General features: G+C 71.9%; 15 protein-coding genes. 7 read left to right on the top strand and 8 right to left on the bottom strand.

The window, feature by feature from the left end; translation table 11 throughout:
* Window positions 1-60: 60 nt before the first annotated feature.
* Window positions 61-531, bottom strand: coding sequence for a DUF6214 family protein (locus tag OG266_RS41070; protein WP_266470960.1), 471 nt, complete (start codon window positions 529-531; stop codon window positions 61-63).
* A gap of 223 nt (window positions 532-754) precedes the next feature.
* Here OG266_RS41070 and OG266_RS41065 point away from each other — a divergent pair, with 223 nt between their 5' ends.
* Window positions 755-2,131 (top strand): FAD-dependent oxidoreductase, encoded by a 1,377-nt coding sequence (locus OG266_RS41065; RefSeq protein WP_371552001.1) that lies wholly within the window; start codon window positions 755-757, stop codon window positions 2,129-2,131.
* 145 nt (window positions 2,132-2,276) lie between these two features.
* The gene (locus OG266_RS41060; protein ID WP_371552000.1) at window positions 2,277-3,632 is read left to right on the top strand and encodes a nucleobase:cation symporter-2 family protein; all 1,356 of its coding nucleotides are present in this window, start codon (window positions 2,277-2,279) and stop codon (window positions 3,630-3,632) included.
* Here OG266_RS41060 and OG266_RS41055 read toward each other — a convergent pair.
* Window positions 3,629-3,988, bottom strand: a complete 360-nt coding sequence (locus OG266_RS41055) for an ArsR/SmtB family transcription factor (RefSeq protein ID WP_371551999.1) — start codon at window positions 3,986-3,988, stop codon at window positions 3,629-3,631. The two genes, OG266_RS41060 and OG266_RS41055, sit on opposite strands and share 4 nt — an antisense overlap.
* Window positions 3,989-4,107: 119 nt before the next feature.
* On the opposite strand from OG266_RS41055, the gene OG266_RS41050 reads away from it, so the two are divergent.
* Window positions 4,108-5,187: an NADH:flavin oxidoreductase/NADH oxidase gene (locus OG266_RS41050; protein ID WP_371551998.1), complete on the top strand. Its 1,080-nt coding sequence runs from the start codon at window positions 4,108-4,110 to the stop codon at window positions 5,185-5,187.
* A 32-nt stretch (window positions 5,188-5,219) separates the two neighbouring features.
* Here OG266_RS41050 and OG266_RS41045 read toward each other — a convergent pair whose 3' ends face one another.
* From OG266_RS41045 to OG266_RS41020, 6 genes are all read right to left on the bottom strand, one after another.
* A complete protein-coding gene (locus OG266_RS41045; RefSeq protein WP_371553143.1) occupies window positions 5,220-6,977 on the bottom strand; it encodes an ABC transporter permease subunit in 1,758 nt (585 codons plus the stop codon).
* Between the two features lie 13 nt (window positions 6,978-6,990).
* A complete protein-coding gene (locus tag OG266_RS41040; protein WP_371551997.1) occupies window positions 6,991-8,490 on the bottom strand; it encodes an ABC transporter substrate-binding protein in 1,500 nt (499 codons plus the stop codon).
* A gap of 62 nt (window positions 8,491-8,552) precedes the next feature.
* Entirely contained in the window at window positions 8,553-9,089 is a 537-nt protein-coding gene (locus tag OG266_RS41035; protein WP_371551996.1) for an N-acetyltransferase family protein, read from the bottom strand.
* 58 nt (window positions 9,090-9,147) lie between these two features.
* Complete coding sequence (gene efeB, locus OG266_RS41030; RefSeq protein ID WP_371551995.1) at window positions 9,148-10,431, bottom strand: iron uptake transporter deferrochelatase/peroxidase subunit; 1,284 nt, start codon at window positions 10,429-10,431, stop codon at window positions 9,148-9,150.
* Window positions 10,432-10,504: 73 nt separating this feature from the next.
* Window positions 10,505-12,556, bottom strand: a complete 2,052-nt coding sequence (efeU, locus tag OG266_RS41025; protein WP_371553141.1) for an iron uptake transporter permease EfeU — start codon at window positions 12,554-12,556, stop codon at window positions 10,505-10,507.
* Between the two features lie 348 nt (window positions 12,557-12,904).
* Entirely contained in the window at window positions 12,905-13,492 is a 588-nt protein-coding gene (locus OG266_RS41020) for a hypothetical protein (RefSeq protein WP_371551994.1), read from the bottom strand.
* Window positions 13,493-13,763: 271 nt separating this feature from the next.
* On the opposite strand from OG266_RS41020, the gene OG266_RS41015 reads away from it, so the two are divergent.
* The 4 genes from OG266_RS41015 (at window position 13,764) to OG266_RS41000 (ending at window position 17,737) form a co-directional block, all read left to right on the top strand.
* Entirely contained in the window at window positions 13,764-14,849 is a 1,086-nt protein-coding gene (locus OG266_RS41015; RefSeq protein WP_371551993.1) for a WD40/YVTN/BNR-like repeat-containing protein, read from the top strand.
* Window positions 14,850-15,030: 181 nt separating this feature from the next.
* Window positions 15,031-15,708: a uracil-DNA glycosylase gene (locus OG266_RS41010; RefSeq protein WP_266469466.1), complete on the top strand. Its 678-nt coding sequence runs from the start codon at window positions 15,031-15,033 to the stop codon at window positions 15,706-15,708.
* Window positions 15,705-16,718, top strand: coding sequence for an N-acetylglucosamine kinase (locus OG266_RS41005; RefSeq protein ID WP_371551992.1), 1,014 nt, complete (start codon window positions 15,705-15,707; stop codon window positions 16,716-16,718). The genes OG266_RS41010 and OG266_RS41005 overlap by 4 nt, the downstream gene beginning before the upstream one ends.
* A 95-nt stretch (window positions 16,719-16,813) precedes the next feature.
* Window positions 16,814-17,737, top strand: coding sequence for a sirohydrochlorin chelatase (locus OG266_RS41000; RefSeq protein WP_266469464.1), 924 nt, complete (start codon window positions 16,814-16,816; stop codon window positions 17,735-17,737).
* Window positions 17,738-17,739: the final 2 nt, after the last annotated feature.

The raw sequence follows: 17,739 nt of genomic DNA, 5'->3' as shown, positions 1-17,739 counted from the left end.
GCCTCAATAACCTGCCGGATCCGACTACCGCCCAACCACCCCGGCCGCTCGCCGCTCCGCCTAGCGGCGCGCGTGACGAGGTGTCAGGAAACCGGCGTCGCGCGCCCCGGCGATCAGTTTGAGCGACCTGCGGCGGCTGTGCCCGGTCGCGCACATCACCGCGAGCACCGGGTCGCGGCCTTCGCCCTGGGCCGCGAGGTACTCCTCGGCGACGAGCCGGCGGCCCTCGATGCCGCGCGGCCACGCCGCCCGGGCACGGCGCGACGGCCCCTCCTCGCACGACGGTTCGTGCGAGGGCGCGGTCCGCGCGCCGCACGCCTCGAAGAGCGGTTCCTCGATCCACTCGGCGAGCAGGTCGAGGTCACCGAGGGACAGCGGCGGCTGGGCCCGTACGTCCTCGATCGAGACGTCGCCCTCAGCCACCACGGCGAGTACGTCGACCTGGGCGCCGTCCGCGAAGGCCAGCCGGACGTTGAACCAGGACGTGACACCCGCGTGCTCACGCACTTCCCACGCGGGCCACACGGACACGGCACCGTCCGAACGGCAGCGGTCGGAGAGGTTGAGGCGATCGGACGGATTAAGGGAGGATGCTTCTAGCACATACGGAACGTAACCGCATGATCACATTCCATACGAACGGACACGCACGCGTGAGCCGCGCGCCGACCCTGTCAGCGGAGCACGGGTGGTGCGATCCTGGAGTCATCAGCGATCTCCTCGGACTGTTCAGGTTTCGGATAAGGAGTTCCGCGTGCTGCGTGTCGCCGTCGTCGGCTCGGGTCCCAGCGGGGTCTACACCGCCCAGGGCCTCGTCCAGCAGAGCCAGGTGCCCGAGGTGCGGGTTGACGTACTGGACCGGCTGCCCTGCCCGTACGGCCTGGTGCGCTACGGCGTGGCACCCGACCACGAGAAGATCAAGTCCCTCCAGAACAACCTGCGGGCGGTCCTGGAGGACGAGCGGGTGCGGTTCCTGGGCGGCGTGCGGATCGGCCCGGACGGGCTGCCGGCCGCCCGGCTGCGCGAGCTGTACCACGCGGTCGTCTACTGCGTGGGCGCCGCCACCGACCGCCACCTCGGGGTACCGGGCGAGGAACTGGCGGGCAGCTGGTCGGCGACCGAGTTCGTGTCCTGGTACAGCGCGCACCCCGACTCCGTGGCCGACGGATTCGTGCTCGGCGCACGGTCGGCCGTGGTCATCGGCGTCGGGAACGTGGCCGTCGACGTGACCCGGATCCTGGCCCGCGGCACGGCCGAGCTGAGCCCCACCGACATGCCGCAGGCGGCGCTCACCGCGCTGGCCGCGAGCGAGGTGACGGAGATCAGCATGGTGGGGCGGCGCGGACCGTCCCAGGCCCGCTTCACCACGAAGGAACTGCGCGAGCTCGGCGCCCTGCCGGACACCGAAGTGATCGTGGATCCCCGGGAGTTGGAGCTCGATCCGGGGTACAACGAACCCTCCGGGCTGCCGGCCGCCAACCGCCGGAACGTGGAGGTGCTGCGGGGCTGGGCCGCCACGCCGCCGCGCGGCGCCGCGCGCAGGATCCGGCTGCGCTTCTTCCTGCGCCCCGTCGAACTGCTCGCCGACGGTGGGAGCGACGGCGGAGAAGGCGACGGCAGGCGAGTGGGAGCGGTGCGCTTCGAGCGGACAGTGCCGGACGGCCATGGCGGCGTCACGGGCACGGGGCGGTACGAGGACATCGATGCGCAGTTGGTGCTGCGCTCGGTGGGCTATCGCGGAGTGCCGCTGGACGGGCTGCCGTTCGACGCGGAGCACGGCACGGTGCCGCATCTCGCGGGGCGGGTCGTGCGGGACGGCACGATCGCGCCGGGCGAGTACGTGGCGGGCTGGATCAAGCGCGGCCCGACCGGCGTCATCGGCACCAACCGGCCGTGCGCCAAGGAGACGGTGACCTCGCTGCTCGAGGACGCCGACGTGCTCGTACGGCGGGAACTGCCCGAGGATCCGCTCGTGGCGCTGCGGGCGGCGGGGCTGACGCCGGTCGAGTGGGCCGGATGGCAGGCGATCGAGCGGGCCGAGGCGGAGCTCGGGGCCTCGCTCGGGCGGGGTGTGGTCAAGCTGCCGGACTGGACATCACTGCTCGCCGCGGCACGGACGGCCAGGTCCTAGCGGGGTCGCAGGGGGGTCGTAGCAGAGTCGGCGGCAAGTCCGTGGGTATGACACACATCGGCAACAAGCCAGAAATCAACAAACTGTTCAAGTCGCCTACGGTCTGGTGCTGCCCCCCGCGTCCCCGCCCGCTCCTGGAGTGCCCATGGCAACCACCGCACCCGTGCATCCCGTCGACGAGGTCCCACCCGTACGCCAGTTGGCCGCCTTCGGGCTCCAGCACGTGCTCGCGATGTACGCGGGGGCGGTGGCGGTTCCGCTGATCGTGGGCGGGGCCATGAAGCTGTCGCCCGCCGACATGGCGTATCTGATCACCGCGGATCTCCTGGTGTGCGGGATCGCGACACTGATCCAGTGCGTGGGTTTCTGGCGCTTCGGGGTGCGGCTGCCGATCATGCAGGGCTGTACCTTCGCGGCGGTCTCGCCGATGGTGCTCATCGGGACGACCGGTGGTGGACTGCCCGCGATCTACGGGTCGGTGATCGTCGCGGGCCTCGCGATCGTGTTGCTGGCACCGGTGTTCGGGAGGCTGCTCCGCTTCTTCCCGCCGCTCGTCACGGGCACGGTGATCCTGATCATCGGGATCTCGCTGCTTCCGGTCGCGGGCAACTGGGCGGCCGGGGGCGTGGGTTCGGCGGACTTCGGCGAGCCGAAGAACCTGGCGCTCGCGGGCTTCGTACTGGCCGTGGTGTTGGGTGTGCAGCGGTTCGCGCCGGCCTTCCTGAGCCGGATCGCGGTGCTGATCGGTATCGCGGTGGGTCTCGCGGTCGCGGTGCCGTTCGGGTTCACGGACTTCGGTGGGGTCGGGGACTCCGACTGGGTCGGGATCAGCACGCCGTTCCACTTCGGGGCGCCCACCTTCCACGCCTCGGCGATCATTTCGATGCTGGTCGTGGCGCTGGTGACGATGACCGAGACCACGGGTGACCTCATCGCGGTCGGCGAGATGACCGACCGGAAGATCGAGCCGCGCTCGCTCGCCGACGGTCTGCGCGCCGACGGCCTCTCGACCGTCCTCGGCGGGGTGTTCAACACCTTCCCCTACACGGCGTACGCGCAGAACGTGGGCCTCGTCGGCATGACCCGGGTCCGCAGCCGCTGGGTCGTCGCCGCCGCGGGCGGCATCCTCGTGCTGCTCGGCCTGCTGCCCAAGCTGGGCGCGGTGGTCGCCGCCATACCGGCGCCGGTCCTTGGCGGCGCGGGTCTGGTGATGTTCGGGACGGTCGCCGCGAGCGGTCTGCGGACGCTGGCCCAGGTGGACTTCAAGGACAACCACAACCTGACCGTGGTGGCCGTCTCGGTGGCGATCGGCATGCTCCCGGTCGGGGTGCCGACGGTGTACGAGAAGTTCCCGGACTGGTTCCAGACGGTGATGAACAGCGGGATCAGCGCGGGGTGCCTGACGGCGATCGCCCTCAACCTGCTCTTCAACCACCTGCCGAACAAGGCTGGTTCACCCAAGACCGCCGCCGAGCCCGAGGCCGCTTCGGCCGGAGCCTAGCCTCCGGCCGACCGGTCGACCTGCCGAGTGGCCGCGGCCAGGACGCTGTCCAGGAGTCCGGGGAAGAGGTCGTCCAGGTCGTCCCGGCGCAGGCCGTTCATCTTGGCCGTGCCGCGGTAGACCTGCCGGATCACCCCGCTCTCGCGGAGCACCCGGAAGTGGTGCGTCGTCGTGGACTTGGTGACGGGCAGATCGAAGTGCGAACAGGAGAGCTCGTCGCCGTCGGCGGCGAGCTCTCGCACGACCTGGAGCCGCATGGGGTCGGAGAGCGCGTGCAGCACCGACTCCAGCCGGATCTCCTCGCTCGCGGGGTGCGGCAGGTCGCGACTGCTGGGGGCAGGGGCAGCGGTGGTCACGGCGACTCCACATCGTCGGGGACCCTCATTGTACGAGACCTCTCGTAGTTTGACATCCACCGTACTACGATGCCTATCGTACGAGGCGTACACCGGCCCCGCGACGAATGGAGTCCGCCGTGAGCGCGCTCTTCCAGCCCTTCACCCTGCGCGATGTCACCATCCCCAACCGGGTGTGGATGCCACCGATGTGCCAGTACTCGGCCGCACCGGAGGGGCCGTCGACGGGCGCCCCGAACGACTGGCACTTCGCTCACTACGCGGCCCGCGCCGCCGGCGGGACCGGCCTGATCATCGTCGAGGCCACCGCCGTCTCCCCCGAGGGCCGCATCAGCCCGTACGACCTCGGCATCTGGAACGACACCCAGGTCGAGGCGTTCCGCCGCATCACCCGCTTCCTGACCAGCCACGGCACCGTCCCGGCGATCCAGCTCGCCCACGCCGGCCGCAAGGCATCGACCGAGCGCCCCTGGAAGGGCGGCGCGCCGGTCGGCCCGGACGCGTACGGCTGGCAGCCGCTCGGCCCGAGCCCGCTTCCCTTCGCCGCAGGCCACCCGGTGCCGACCGAGCTGACCGTCGCCGAAATCCGGGAGATCGTCGGGCAGTTCACCGACGCGGCCCGGCGCGCGCTGGACGCCGGTTTCGAGATCGCCGAGATCCATGGCGCCCACGGCTACCTCCTCAACGAGTTCCTCTCCCCGCACTCCAACCACCGCACCGACGCCTACGGCGGCTCGTACGAGAACCGCACCCGCCTGTCCCTCGAAGTCGTCGACGCCGTACGCGAGGTGTGGCCCGAGGACAAGCCGCTCTTCTTCCGTATCTCCGCCACCGACTGGCTGGAGGAGGACGGCTGGACCGCGGACGACACGGTCCGCTTCGCCGCACAGCTCAAGGAGCACGGCGTGGACCTGCTGGACGTCTCGACGGGCGGCAACGCCTCCGGCGCACGCATCCCGGTCGGGCCCGGCTACCAAGTCCCGTTCGCCGCCCGGGTGAAGGCCGAAACGCCGCTGTCCGTGGCCGCCGTCGGGCTCATCACCGACGCCGAGCAGGCCGAGAAGATTCTCGCCAACGACGAGGCGGACGCTGTGCTGTTGGGCCGCGAGCTGCTCCGCAATCCGTCCTTCGCCCGTCTCGCGGCCCGCGAACTCGGGGCCGAGGTGCATGTGCCGGACCAGTACCACCGCTCTGTCTGATCCGTCGGCCGAGAGGCGGCGCGGAACCGGTGCTAGGAAAGCGAGTTGGCCCGCTCGCGCCGCCGTGGCACGCCGTCCGCCGCCGTCACCGCCAGCGCGCCCAGCAGGGCGAGTGCGGCGGCCGGGGCCAGGACCGCCCAGGGGGCGCGTTCGGCGTACGGCTGGTTCTCGGCGAGGAGCAAACCCCACTCCGGGGACGGGGGTTGGGCGCCCAGGCCGAGGAAGCCCAGGGCGGCGAGGGCCAGAGCGACGCCGGGAAGGCGGAGCAGGGCATGGCGGGTCACGGACGGCAGGACGGCGGGGAGGAGTTCGTGGCGGAGGAGCTGGAGTGGGCCGGCGCCCAGCGCACGGGTGGCGAGCAGGTGTGTGGTGGCGCGCTCCTGGCGGAGCAGGGCTGAGGTGTGGGCTGCCAGCGGGGCCCAGGCGACGGTGGCCACGGCCAGTGCGGGCGTCGCCGGGCCGCTTCCGGCGACCGCCGTGACGAGGAGCGCGACGAGGACGGACGGCAGGGCGTTGACGGTGTCGACGAGCGGGCCGGAGAAGCGGGGCAGCAGGCCGAGCAGTACGCCGGTCAGCAGGGCGGCTGCGCTGATGGCGAGGGCGAGCGCGAGGGTGTCGAGTGCGCCGTGGGAGACGCGGGCGAGGATGTCGCGGCCCAGGGCGTCGGTGCCGAACGGGTGTGTCCAGGACGGGGGTTGGAGGCGGGCCGCGGTGTCCAGGGCGAGCGGGTCGCGGGGCAGACCGAGTCCGATCACGCCGAGCAGACTGGCGGCGTAGAGGAGAGGCCTTCGCGTGGGCGTGGGCCTGTTCGGTACCGCGCCGTGGAGCGAGGGAAGGGCGCCGTCCCGCAGTGCGGGCCCGATCAGGAGCCGGGCGCCGAGACGGACGAGCAGTCCGGCGGTGGCGGCGAGCAGGACGAGCGCCAGGGTTCCGGCCTGGAGGACGGGCAGATCCTGGGCGAGGGCGGCCTGGAGGGTGGTCCGGCCGAGTCCGGGGATGTCGAAGATCTGCTCCACGGCGACCGCGCCGCCGGTCAGACCGACCACGAACAGCCCCAGGTTCGGGAGCAGACCCGGCACGCAGCGGCGCAGCGACTGGCGCGCGATGCTCCGGCCGCCCACCCCCCGCGCGGCGGCGGCCAGCGCCCAGGGTTCGGCGAAGGCGCCGGGCAGCAGGTCGGCGAGAAGGCGTCCGAGCACCGCCCCGGCGGGCAGGCCGAGTGAGAGTGCGGGCAGCACCATCCACCGCGGCCCGTACCAGCCGAGGGCGGGCAGCCAGCCGAGTTGCACGCCCACCACGGTGGCCAGCACCGACGCGGTCAGGAACTCGGGCAGCGCGGCCAGCAGCGCCGCGCCACTGCCACCGGACCGGCGTCCGGCGAGGCCGCCCCTCGATCCGCGCCACAGCGTACGGGCGCACAACGCGCCCGCGGTGACGGCCGCGACCGCGAGCGCCCCTGCCATCAGCAGCAGCGAGACGCCCAGCGCCTGTCCGACACCGGGCAGGACCTCGGTGCCGGAGATCCACGAACGGCCCGCGTCACCGTGCGGCAGTCCGCCCAGCCACTGCCCGAGCAGCCGCAACGGCCCGGCGTCCAGGCCGAGTTCGTCCCGTACGGCCGCCAGCACCTCAGGGGTCGGTGTGCGTTCCGCCGACCTTGCCTTGAGCACGGTGAGCGCCGGGTCGGTGCGCGACAGCCAGGGCAGCAGGCCGATTCCGCACAGCAGGAGTGCGGTGAGGGCGGTGCGCCAGAGCAGCACCGGGCCACCGCCGAGCAGTGTCTTCCGTATCCGCACGATGTCGTCAGGCGCGGGTGCCCGTGCCGACCAGGCGGCGCTCGTACGGGTCGAGGAGCACGCCCCGTACGGAGGGGGCGACGCCGGTGATGACGCGCTGGTGGACGAGCGGGACGACCGCGTCGGTGCCGAGGATCTCGGCCTCCGCCGCCATCGCTGCGTCCTGTCGCTTCTCGGTGTCGCTCGCGCTCGCGGCCAGGTCGAGGGCCTTGTCGACCTGCTTGTCGCAGAGCAGCGCGAGGTTGTAGCCGCCGTCGCAGGTGTAGTCGCTCGCGAGGATCGAGACGGGGTCGCCGGTGTCGAGCATGGTGTTGCGGGCGGAGACGAACGCGTCGAACTTCCCGGCCAGGACGTCGCTTTCGAGGCGTGCGTACTCGCGCACCTCCAGCTTCACCTTGAAGCCGGCCTTCTCCAGCTGCTGCTTGAGCACCTGGGCGGCCTCGGGCAGTTCGGGCCGGTTGTCGTAGGTGGCGAGGGTCACCGAAGTACCGTCGGGATCCGCTGCCTTCGTACGGTCGGCCGGTGTGACGCGCTTGCCCTCGGCCCAGGTCACGGCCGGGCCGAAGATACCGGCGCCGGGGTCGGCGTGCCCTTCGTAGACGCCCTCGGCGAGCACCGAGGTGTCGACCGCCGCACGCGCGGCGGCCCGTACCCGCGCGTCCTTGAACGGGCCGGACTCCGCGTTGAGGTAAAGGCTGGTGGTGCGGGTCGTGGCCGTCTCGCGGGCGGTGCCCTGGTCGAGGGTGGCGGCCTGGGAGACCGGGACCGCCTCGGCGAGGTCCACTTCGCCGGTGCGCAGGGCGTTCGTACGTGCCGTGCCGTCGGCTATGAACTTCGCGTCGATGCCGGAGGCCTGGGCGCGGCCTCCCCAGTAGTCGTCGAAGCGGTCGAGGGTGGCGGTGGTGGTGCCGGTGGCCGCGGTGAGTTCGAAGGGGCCTGTGGCAGTGCCGACCGGACTGACGGCGCCCTGCTTCGCGTACGCCTTGGTGGACAGTACGGCCAGGCCGGGGCCGGCCAGCCGCAGCGGCAGTACGGGGTCGGGGTCGGCCGTGGTGACCCGGATCCGGTCGTCGCCCGCGGCCTTCGCGGTCAGTTCGACCCCGGTCAGCGCGGCCGGTACGACCTTCGCCTCGGCGGCGTGGGTGAGCGCGGCGGCGACGGCGGACGGGGTGACGGCGGTGCCGTCCTGGAAGGCCGCCTCGCGCAGGGTGAACAGCCAACTGCGGTCGTTCTCACGGGTCCAGGACTCCGCGAGCGCCGGTATCGCGGTGCCGTTCGCGTCCAGCGCGGTCAGCCCCTCCGTCACACCGAGCCGGCTGAGGATGGTGGCGTCGGCGCCGTACGGGGAGAGGTTTTCGGCGGGCGGGAAGGCCAGCGCGACCCGAATGCGGGCGCCGTCCGCGGAGGCCGACGACGACGTTTCGCCGCCGGAGGAGGCGAAACAGCCGGAGAGAAGGGGTGCGAGCAGCAGTCCGGCGACGAGCCGACGGCGGGGGACGGAGCGCATGATCCTCGTTCTTCGCAGGGGCGGAGGGTGGGTACGACCGGCAGGCTACATGAAAATGCTTTTCATGTAGCCATGGGTATCTCGAAGTGGACGATCCCGTCACCCTGCCCCCGCTCCGCACGCTCGTCCCACACGACCTTGCCCAGCGACCGCCAGAACGCCTCCGCGCCCGGCACAGCCGGGTCCGTGTGCAGATACACCGCGCGATAGCCGCCGTCCGCGGCCGCGAAGTCGAGCAGCTCACCGACCAGACGCCTGGCCAGCCCGCGTCGCCGGTGTTCGGGACGCACGTACACGCGTCGCAGCTGGGCGGTCTGGCCCGAGGGGTAACGCTCGGCGAGGTGGCGGGGGTTGGGGGGATGAGCCGGCCCCCGGGAGTCCAGCGCGGCCGTCGCGACGACCGTGCCGTCCCGCTCGTCGACCGCGACCAGCAGCGCGTGCCGCGCGGGCGCGAGATAGGCGCCCCACGGGTCGATGATGTCGCCGTGCCAGCGCGGGACATACCCCGTACCGAAGTCTCGGTAGACGGTGTCGAGCATCACGGCACGTGCGCTGTCCAGGTCGTCGGCGGTGGCCGTTCTTATGCAGCAATCACGCACCTGCACATCATATGCATTAAGGGGCCTGCGTTCGCTGCCGGGTCGGCTCGCCTCGAAATCAGCCCGTGAGGAGTGTGCGGCCCAGCCAGTCCGAGTGGTTCCGCACTCCGGGCAGGGCGAAGAAGTAGCCGCCGCCGGTGGGGGTGATGTAGTCGACCAGCGGCTCGTCGATCAACCGCTCCTGGGTCGCCTCGAATTGGCGTACCACGTCCTGCTGGTAGCAGCAGAAGACCAGCCCCATGTCGAGGTTGCCGGCCTTGTCGACGCCCCGGTCGTAGTTGTAGCCGCGGCGCAGGATCCGGGTCGTGTCGGTCTTCGCCGTACGGGGGTTGGCCAGCCGGATGTGGGCGTCGAGCGGGATCGCCTGGCCCTGCGGGTCCTTGGTGTAGTGCGGGATGTCCGCCTCGCGTGCGCCGTCGAGCGGGGCGCCGGTGTCGCGGCGGCGGCCGATCATCTTCTCCTGCTCGGTGAGCGAGACCCGGTCCCAGAACTCCACCAGCATGCGGATGACGCGGACGACCTGGTAGCTGCCGCCGACCGCCCAGTCCGGCTCGCCCGCGGTGTCGGTGACCCAGACCAGCTTGTCCATCTCGCGGGCGGAGGCGGTGTCGGGGTTGGCGATGCCGTCCTTGAAGCCGAGGAAGTTGCGCTGCGTGCCAGTGGGTCGGGACGGGTTCTGGAAGCCGTCGACACGCCACTTGATCTGCATCGCACCGCGGGTGTGGCGGGCGATGTCGCGCAGGGCGTGCAGCACGGTGTCGGAGTTGGCGGCGCAGAGCTGGAGCGACAGGTCGCCGTGGCATGCGGCGGCGTCCAGGTTGTCGTTGGGGAAGGTGCGCATCGGCTTGAGGTGGCGCGGCTTCCGGTCGGCGAGCCCATAGCGGTCGTCGAAGAGCGAGGCGCCGACGCCCACGGTGACGGTGAGGTCGTCGGCGGGCAGGTCGGGACCGAGCAGGCCGCTGTCGGAGGGCGGTGCGCCGACGCCGAGGTCGTCGGGGGTGCCGCCGGTGGCGAGGAAGCGGGCCCGTCCGGTGATCGTGCGCAGCAGGTCGGTGAGTTCGGCTCGGTTCTCGGCGATGACGTCGAAGGAGACGAAGGCGGCGGCCTTGGGCGCGGTGGTGGTGATTCCGGCCTGGTGGACGCCGTGGAACGCCACCTTGCCGCCGTCGGTCGCCGCCGCCGCTGGGGTGGCTCCGCCAACGATTGCCGCCCCTACGAGGCCGGCGCCCGCGAGGGCTGCTCCGGCCGCGCCGACGCCGAGCGCGGACTTGGCGAACGTACGACGGCCGAAGGGGCAGCCGCCCAGCGCGGCTTGGTCCTGGTCCTGGCTCGGGTTGGTCATCGGGAGGTCCTCTCCTGCGGGCGCATGGGTCCCGGTGCTGCGGTGGTGGCGGTCGGCGCCGGCGGGGCGCTGCTCATGCGGCCTTGCGGATCTCCAGGAGGTCCGGGATCGGGGCGAGTTCCTCGAGCAGCTGGCCGAGGGAGCCGTCGAGGCGCTGCCTGTCGACGGTGGACAACTTGCCCAGCGGCGTCCAGCTGCCGTCCTTGCCGTGCTGGGCGAGGACCAGGCGCTCGGTGCGCCGCATCCAGGTGTCGACGTCGGAGGTGAGCTCGGCGTCGCGCTTGTCGATCAACGGGCTGAGCAGGCTCAGCAGTTCGCGGGTGCCGTCGAGGTTGGCCTCGGTGGTGGCGAGTTCGGTGCCGCTGCCGTAGTCGGCGGAGCCGCTCAACTCGCGGTGCAGGGTGTTCTCGAGGATCTCGTGGGTGCGCAGCGGCAGGTCGCCCGGGTCGAAGTCCTCCTTCGGGAAGTCCTCGCGCAGGGCAGCGACATCGGAGGTGAGCCGCTTGGCGTACGGCGCGAGGACAGCGGCCGATTCGCCGTGCCACAGGCCGTACTCGATCCGGTGGAACCCGGTGAAGGCCGGGTCGTCGACCCCGCCCGCGAGTCCCGCCGTACGGCCGTTGATCTTCGCGTCCCAGTCGCCGAACGTGCCGTACGCGGCACCGAGCGAGGCGTACTGCTCGTGTGCGGGCAGCCAGTCGCTGCGGGCCTTGTCGAGCTTCTTGGCGTCGATGTCGCGTTGCAGGGTGCGTGTCTTGGCCAGCAGGTCGGCCAGGCCCTGGTCGACGTACTTCCGGTAGGCGGCCAGCGGCGCGGCGAGGTCCTTCTCCGAGACCGGCAGTACGGCCTTGGTGGAGCCGCCGCCGCTGACGGTGACGGCGGCCGAGGTGACCGCCTTCCCGCCGCTCGGAACACAGCGCCAGGCGTACGAACCGGTCCCGACGGTGGCGATCAGGGCGCGGGTGGTGCCGGGGGCGATGCCCTCGACCTCGCCGTAGACGGCGTTGCTGACCGGGTCGATGAGATAGATCTCGGAGGTACGGCTGCCGCTGTTGCGTACCTGGAAGGTCTGGCGGCCCGGCTTCGGCGCGGTGAATCCCTTGCCGCAGTCCGCCGCCGAGACCTCGATGACGGGCGTGCCCGAGGCGGGCTTTCCGTCGCTCACCGCTACGGCAATGCCGGCGACGAGGGCCGGGAGGCAGACGAGGGCGGCGGGGAGGGTCCAGTGGGGGATGCGGGGCGCGGGATTCGCGGGTGCGGATTTCGTGGGCGCGGGCTGCGTCGTCGGCTGCGGCTGCGGCTGCGGGGAGGCAGTGCCTCGTACGCCCCGTACGAAGAGTGTCATCACGACCGCCAGGTAGGCGCCGTAGGCCGCGACCTGAAGCCAGGTCATCTGCGGGGTGAGGTTGAGCGTGCCCTGTACGACGGTGACGTACCAGGATCCGGGATCGAGGTGCGCCGACAGGTCGAAGGCGTACGCCGTGCCGCCCGGCAGGACGCCGCCTTCTTGCAAGTCGCGCATCCCGTACCCGAGCACGCCCGCGGCGATGACGATCAGCACGGCGCCGGTCATCGTGAAGAACCGCGTGAGATTGATGTGCAGGGCCCGTCGGTACAGGCCCCAGCACAGGGCGGCGGCGATCAGCAGACCGGCCGCCGCACCGGTGAGGGGGCCCGACGAACTCCCCGCGGCCTGCGCGGTGGTCCACAGGAACAGCGCGGTCTCGAGACCCTCGCGCCCGACGGCGAGGAACGAGGTGACGACGAGTACGCCCGCGCCCATGCCCAGCGCGGCGGTGACCTTCTCCTTGATCTCGCCGGCGAAGGTCCGGGCCGAGCGCCGCATCCAGAACACCATCGCGGTGACGAACACGACCGCGATCAGACTGAGCGTGCCGCCGAACGCCTCCTGCCCGGTCCCGGACAGGTTCGCCGCGGTGAAGGTCAGGATCGCGCCGAAGCTCAAGGAGAGCCCGATGGCGGCGGCAACCCCGGTCCACACATGAGGAAGCCGGGCGCGCTCGCCGGACCGCACGAGCGTGGCGACCAGCACCGAGACGATCAGTCCCGCTTCCAGGCCCTCACGCAGACCGATCAGAAAGCTGGGAAACGCGTCGTCCCACACCACAGGCCTCTCCACAGCAGCGAGTTCACGGCCGGACGGCCAGAAGCGGGCTTAGTGTAGGCATGCCTAAGTTAGACGCGAGGAGGCGGACATAGTCGGACGCAATGGGCGTGCGCGATCTGCCCCGGGGGCGCCGCCCGAGCCGCGCTCGGTCACATCGCGGCTACGGCAAAACACCCGATCGAACCTGAGATCACAGCTGTGACCTGCATAAATAGCAGCACAAGGCGTCGACGTACCTGACGCCCGCACCCACGCGCCGCGCGCGAACCGGCTGCACCGCGACACACTCGGGCCACCACCCCGGAGCGCGCCGATTCTCACCACCCCCTTACCTCCCCCGCCAGGTCAGGTGGTCCTCCGCCCCCAAAGCGGCCCGAACCGCTCCCACTCCTCGTCCCACTGGTCCATGCGCCGCCGTTCCAGCCGGCCGCGCACGAGCCGCCCGCAGACGAAGGGCACGACTGACGCGCTCATGCCGACCAGGACCCCCACCAGAGAGGCCCGCAGCTGGGCCTGGGACTCGGTGGCGGGCTTGGTGACGAGGCGGCCGTCGGAGTCCGTCCAGACGGTGACCGGGGTGCCCGCGGTGGTGCCGGTGGACACCCGTGCCTGACCTGCGCGTACGGAGCCGTCCGGCGCCGTCCAGCTGACCTTCGCCCAGACCCGGTCGGCGTCGCTTTCCGTGGGAGTCGAGTCCGGCGCGTCCGCGGTGAGCCGCGCCGGGACGGAGTGCCACTCGGCGCGTTGCTGGGCGAGACCGTGCTCCACGGACTGCGTCGCGGCCAGGCCGATGAACACCCCGCCGAACACGGTGAGCGCCCAGGCGATGAGCACGATCCATGCTTCCAGGGCGTCACTGCGACGCCGCAGCGGATTGCGCCGCCATCGCCACAGCCACACCCTCGGAACACGCAAGGCCGCCTTGACTGGCATCGTCGGCATCCTCCTCACGACCGCACGGACACGCCACATCCCCCTCCCATACGCGACCGGTCCCCGCGATGCTCACGCCGGCTCCCTCGACCCGTCCGTTTCAGGATCTCCCCCACCTCCCGTCCGCGCCCGGCGAGGACCGCCGAGAAACCTGGCCGAACGCCGAGGAGGCCGTTCTGACCTGCGGAAACACGAAGTCCAGAGGTGACTGTCAGTGCCGAGGTGCAGACTGGCCCGTATCTGAGACAACGACGTCGCGGAGGTGGTCGGCATGGCCGACGTAATGCTCACGGTGGGCACTCGCAAGGGGCTCTTCATCGGTCGAAGGCGCGGTGGCGCCTGGGAGTTCGACGAGAGTCCGTACTTCAACGCGCAGGCCGTGTACTCGGTCGCGATCGACACGCGGGGCGAGACACCGCGGCTGCTGGCCGGAGGGGACAGCGCGCACTGGGGCCCGTCCGTCTTCCACTCCGACGACCTGGGCCGTACATGGGCGGAGCCGGCGCAGCCCGCCGTCAAGTTCCCCAAGGACACGGGGGCTTCGCTCGAGCGGGTGTGGCAGCTGCACCCGGCCGCGGCGGAGCCGGACGTGGTGTACGCGGGCACGGAACCGGCCGCGCTGTACCGCTCGGAGGACCGGGGCGAGTCCTTCGAGCTCGTGCGTCCGCTGTGGGAGCACCCGACGCGGTCGCAGTGGGTGCCGGGCGGTGGCGGGGAGGGACTGCACACCGTCCTCACCGACAAGCGGGACCCGCGCGCGGTGACGGTCGCCGTCTCCACGGCCGGAGTGTTCCGCACGGACGACGGCGGCGCGAGCTGGAGGCCGTCCAACTCCGGTGTGTCCGCGGTGTTCCTGCCCGATCCGAACCCGGAGTTCGGCCAGTGCGTGCACAAGGTCGCTCAGGACCCGGTGACTCCCGACCGCCTGTATCTGCAGAACCACTGGGGTGTGTACCGCAGCGACGACGCCGGCGGGCAGTGGACCGACATCGGCGAAGGCCTGCCCTCCACCTTCGGGTTCGCCGCGGCCACGCATCCGCACCGCGGTGACACGGCGTACGTCTTCCCGATCAACGCCGACGCGGACCGCGTCCCCGCGGAGCACAGGTGTCGCGTCTTCCGCACGGCCGACGCGGGCAAGAGCTGGGAGCCGCTGACCGCCGGCCTCCCGACGGAGGACCACTACGGCACGGTGCTGCGTGACGCCCTGTGCACGGACGGCGCGGACCCGGCGGGCGTGTACTTCGGCAACCGCAACGGCGAGGTGTACGCGTCGGCGGACGACGGGGACAGCTGGCGGCAGTTGACCTCGCATCTGCCGGACGTCCTCTGCGTGCGCGCCGCGGTCATCGACTGAGACTCCGGAGGTCCCGCACCACCATGACCATGAGCACACCCGCAACGTCCAGGACGCTCACTCGCGTTCCGCGCACAACCCCGCCCAGGAGGCGCGTTGTTCGTCCCATGAACGGTCATCCTCGGTCGTGCTCCGGCCACCGGTTGATCTCCGCCGCCTGTACGGCAGTAGGGTGACGCCCGTGGCACCACGACCGTTGCATGAAATCGTCGAACCGGGCTGGGCGAAAGCCCTGGAACCCGTCGCCGGACGGATCGCCGAGATGGGCGACTTCCTGCGCGCGGAGATCGCCGCGGGACGCACCTATCTACCGGCAGGGGCGAACGTCCTACGGGCCTTCCAGCAGCCCTTCGACGAGGTCCGCGTCCTCATCGTCGGGCAGGACCCGTACCCCACGCCGGGGCACGCGGTGGGTCTGTCGTTCTCCGTGGCGCCCGAGGTGAGACCGCTGCCGGGCAGCCTGATCAACATCTTCCGGGAGCTCAACACCGACCTGGGCCTGCCCCAGCCGTCCAACGGCGACCTCACGCCCTGGACACGGCAGGGCGTGCTGCTGCTCAACAGAGCGCTCACCACGGCCCCGCGCAGTCCCGCGGCGCATCGCGGCAAGGGCTGGGAAGAGGTCACCGAGCAGGCGATACGCGCGCTGGCCGGGCGCGGACGCCCGCTGGTGTCGATCCTGTGGGGCCGCGACGCCCGCAATCTGCGCCCGATCCTCGGCGAACTGCCCTCGGTCGAATCCGCCCACCCCTCCCCCATGTCCGCGGACCGCGGCTTCTTCGGTTCCCGGCCCTTCAGCCGGGCCAACGACCTGCTGACCGGGCAGGGAGCCGAGCCGGTGGACTGGCGCCTGCCATGACGGGCGCGGGTCCGCCGCCCGGTGTGCTGGCTGTGGACTCCGGGGGTTCGGGGCTGCGCGTGGCGCTCGCCGTACGCGGGGAGGTCCAGGGGGTTCCGCTGACGTCGAAGGAGCCGGTGCGCACCGGCCCGCGCGGCATCGACGCCGGTCATCTGCTGGAGCAACTGCTGCCTCTGGCCCGGCAGCTGATGGCCGACGCGGGGGTCGGTGAACTCGGGGCGGTCGCCGTGGGAGCCGCGGGCCTGGCCACGCTCGGCGACGAGCTGCGCGCCGAGCTGCCGTCCGCGCTCGAGCGTGAACTGGGTGTGACACGGCTCGCGTTGGCCGCCGACGCGGTGACCGCGTACATGGGCGCGCTCGGCCGGCGGCCGGGAGTGGTCGTCGCCGCGGGCACCGGCATGATCGCGGTCGGCACGGATCTGGAGAGCTGGCGGAGGGCCGACGGCTGGGGCCATCTGCTCGGTGACTGCGGCGGCGGGGCCTGGATCGGCCGGGCCGGTCTCGACGCGGCCGTCCGGGCCTTCGACGGGCGCCGTGGCGGATCGGCGGCGCTGCGGGCGCGCGCCGAGGAGATGTTCGGTCCGATTCCGGGCCTGCCGGGCAAGCTGTATCCGCGGACCGACCGGCCCGCCGCGCTCGCCGCCTTCGCACCCGAAGTGGCCGCCTGCGCCGAGAGCGACCAGGTGGCGGCGGACATCCTGCGCTCGGCCGCGCGGAACATCGCCGAGTCGGCGGCCGCTGTCTGCCCGCCCTCGGGACAGCCCCAAGTCGCCCTCACCGGCGGCCTGTTCAAGATGGGCGCCGCCCTCCTCGTACCACTGACGGAGGCACTGGCGGAGCAACTACCGCAAGCCCGGCAGGTACCGGCCGCCGGTGACCCGCTGCACGGAGCCGTGCTCATCGCGGTCGACCTGGCGAACGACCAGCTCACGCTCCCCCGTGACCGGCGGATGTTGCATGTGGTGACCAAAGAGGCGGGGGGACAGTCCCGCCATACTGATCACCTCTGATCTTTACGTAACTCATCAGACAAAAGCGGACGGATACCGCTCACCTGCACCCTCCCCGAACAGGGGAACCCAAGAAACCAGTAACATGCGGCGCCATGAGCTCCCCCACTGGGCCCGCGTCCGGCCTGCCAGTACGAATGCCGCGACCCCGCCAGCCCGGGCGGCACCGCCGCCCGGAAGCCCTGGTGGCTCCCGAGGGCGCGCCCGCGCTCGTCCTCGCGGTGCCGGGCACCCCCAGCGCGGCCATACGCAGCCTCACCGAGGAGGTCGTGAGCATCGCGCGCTCCGAGCTCCCCGGTCTCGACGCCCGGATCGGGTACCTCGACGGGGACGACGCCGAGTTCCCCACGCTGCAGTCCGTGCTGGTCCGCGCCGCCGAGGAGCGCACCGCCCGCTTCGAGCAGTCCCGCGCCGCCGGTGCGGACGTGACCGCGCCCGACGGGCCCGTGGCCGTCGTGGTGCCCCTGCTCGCCGGTCCTGACAACGCGCTGCTGCGCCGGATCCGCCAGGCCGTCATGGACAGCCGTGTCGCGGCCGACCTGGCCGATGTGCTCGGCCCGCACCCGCTGCTCGCCGAGGGGCTGCACGTACGCCTGTCCGAGGCGGGTCTGGCGCGTGCCGACCGTGCCCGGCTGTTCACCGTGGCGACCGCCGCCGACGGCATCATCCTGGCCTCTGTGGGTGGCGAGGAGGCCGTGCAGGCGGCCGGGATCACCGGCATGCTGCTGGCCGCGCGGCTCGCCGTACCGGTGATGGCGGCGGCGCTCGACGAGGAGGGCGCGATCGCGGCCACCGCCGAGCAGCTGCGCAACTCGGGCTCCCAGCAGCTGGCGCTCGCGCCGTATCTGATCGGTCCGGAGCTCGACGCGGGTCTGCTCGACGCGGCGGCCAAGGAGGCGGGCTGCGCCGCCGCCGAGGCGCTCGGCCCGTACCCGGCGATCGGCAAGCTGGCCCTTGCCAAGTACACGGCGGCGCTGGGCATCGCGCCGCAGCAGCCGCAGGGCGCGCCGGTGCGCTGAGC

This window comes from Streptomyces sp. NBC_00554 (genome assembly GCF_041431135.1).
In the GTDB taxonomy this organism is placed as follows: Bacteria; Actinomycetota; Actinomycetes; order Streptomycetales; family Streptomycetaceae; genus Streptomyces.
This window is presented reverse-complemented; position numbering and strand designations above follow the sequence as displayed.

Coding starts and splice junctions, on each gene's coding strand:
- efeB (WP_371551995.1), bottom strand. CDS start 10,431: ATGACCAACCCGAGCCAGGACCAGGACCAAGCCGCGCTGGGCGGCTGC.
- OG266_RS41060 (WP_371552000.1), top strand. CDS start 2,277: ATGGCAACCACCGCACCCGTGCATCCCGTCGACGAGGTCCCACCCGTA.
- OG266_RS41020 (WP_371551994.1), bottom strand. CDS start 13,492: ATGCCAGTCAAGGCGGCCTTGCGTGTTCCGAGGGTGTGGCTGTGGCGA.
- OG266_RS41005 (WP_371551992.1), top strand. CDS start 15,705: ATGACGGGCGCGGGTCCGCCGCCCGGTGTGCTGGCTGTGGACTCCGGG.
- OG266_RS41000 (WP_266469464.1), top strand. CDS start 16,814: ATGAGCTCCCCCACTGGGCCCGCGTCCGGCCTGCCAGTACGAATGCCG.
- OG266_RS41040 (WP_371551997.1), bottom strand. CDS start 8,490: ATGCGCTCCGTCCCCCGCCGTCGGCTCGTCGCCGGACTGCTGCTCGCA.
- OG266_RS41015 (WP_371551993.1), top strand. CDS start 13,764: ATGGCCGACGTAATGCTCACGGTGGGCACTCGCAAGGGGCTCTTCATC.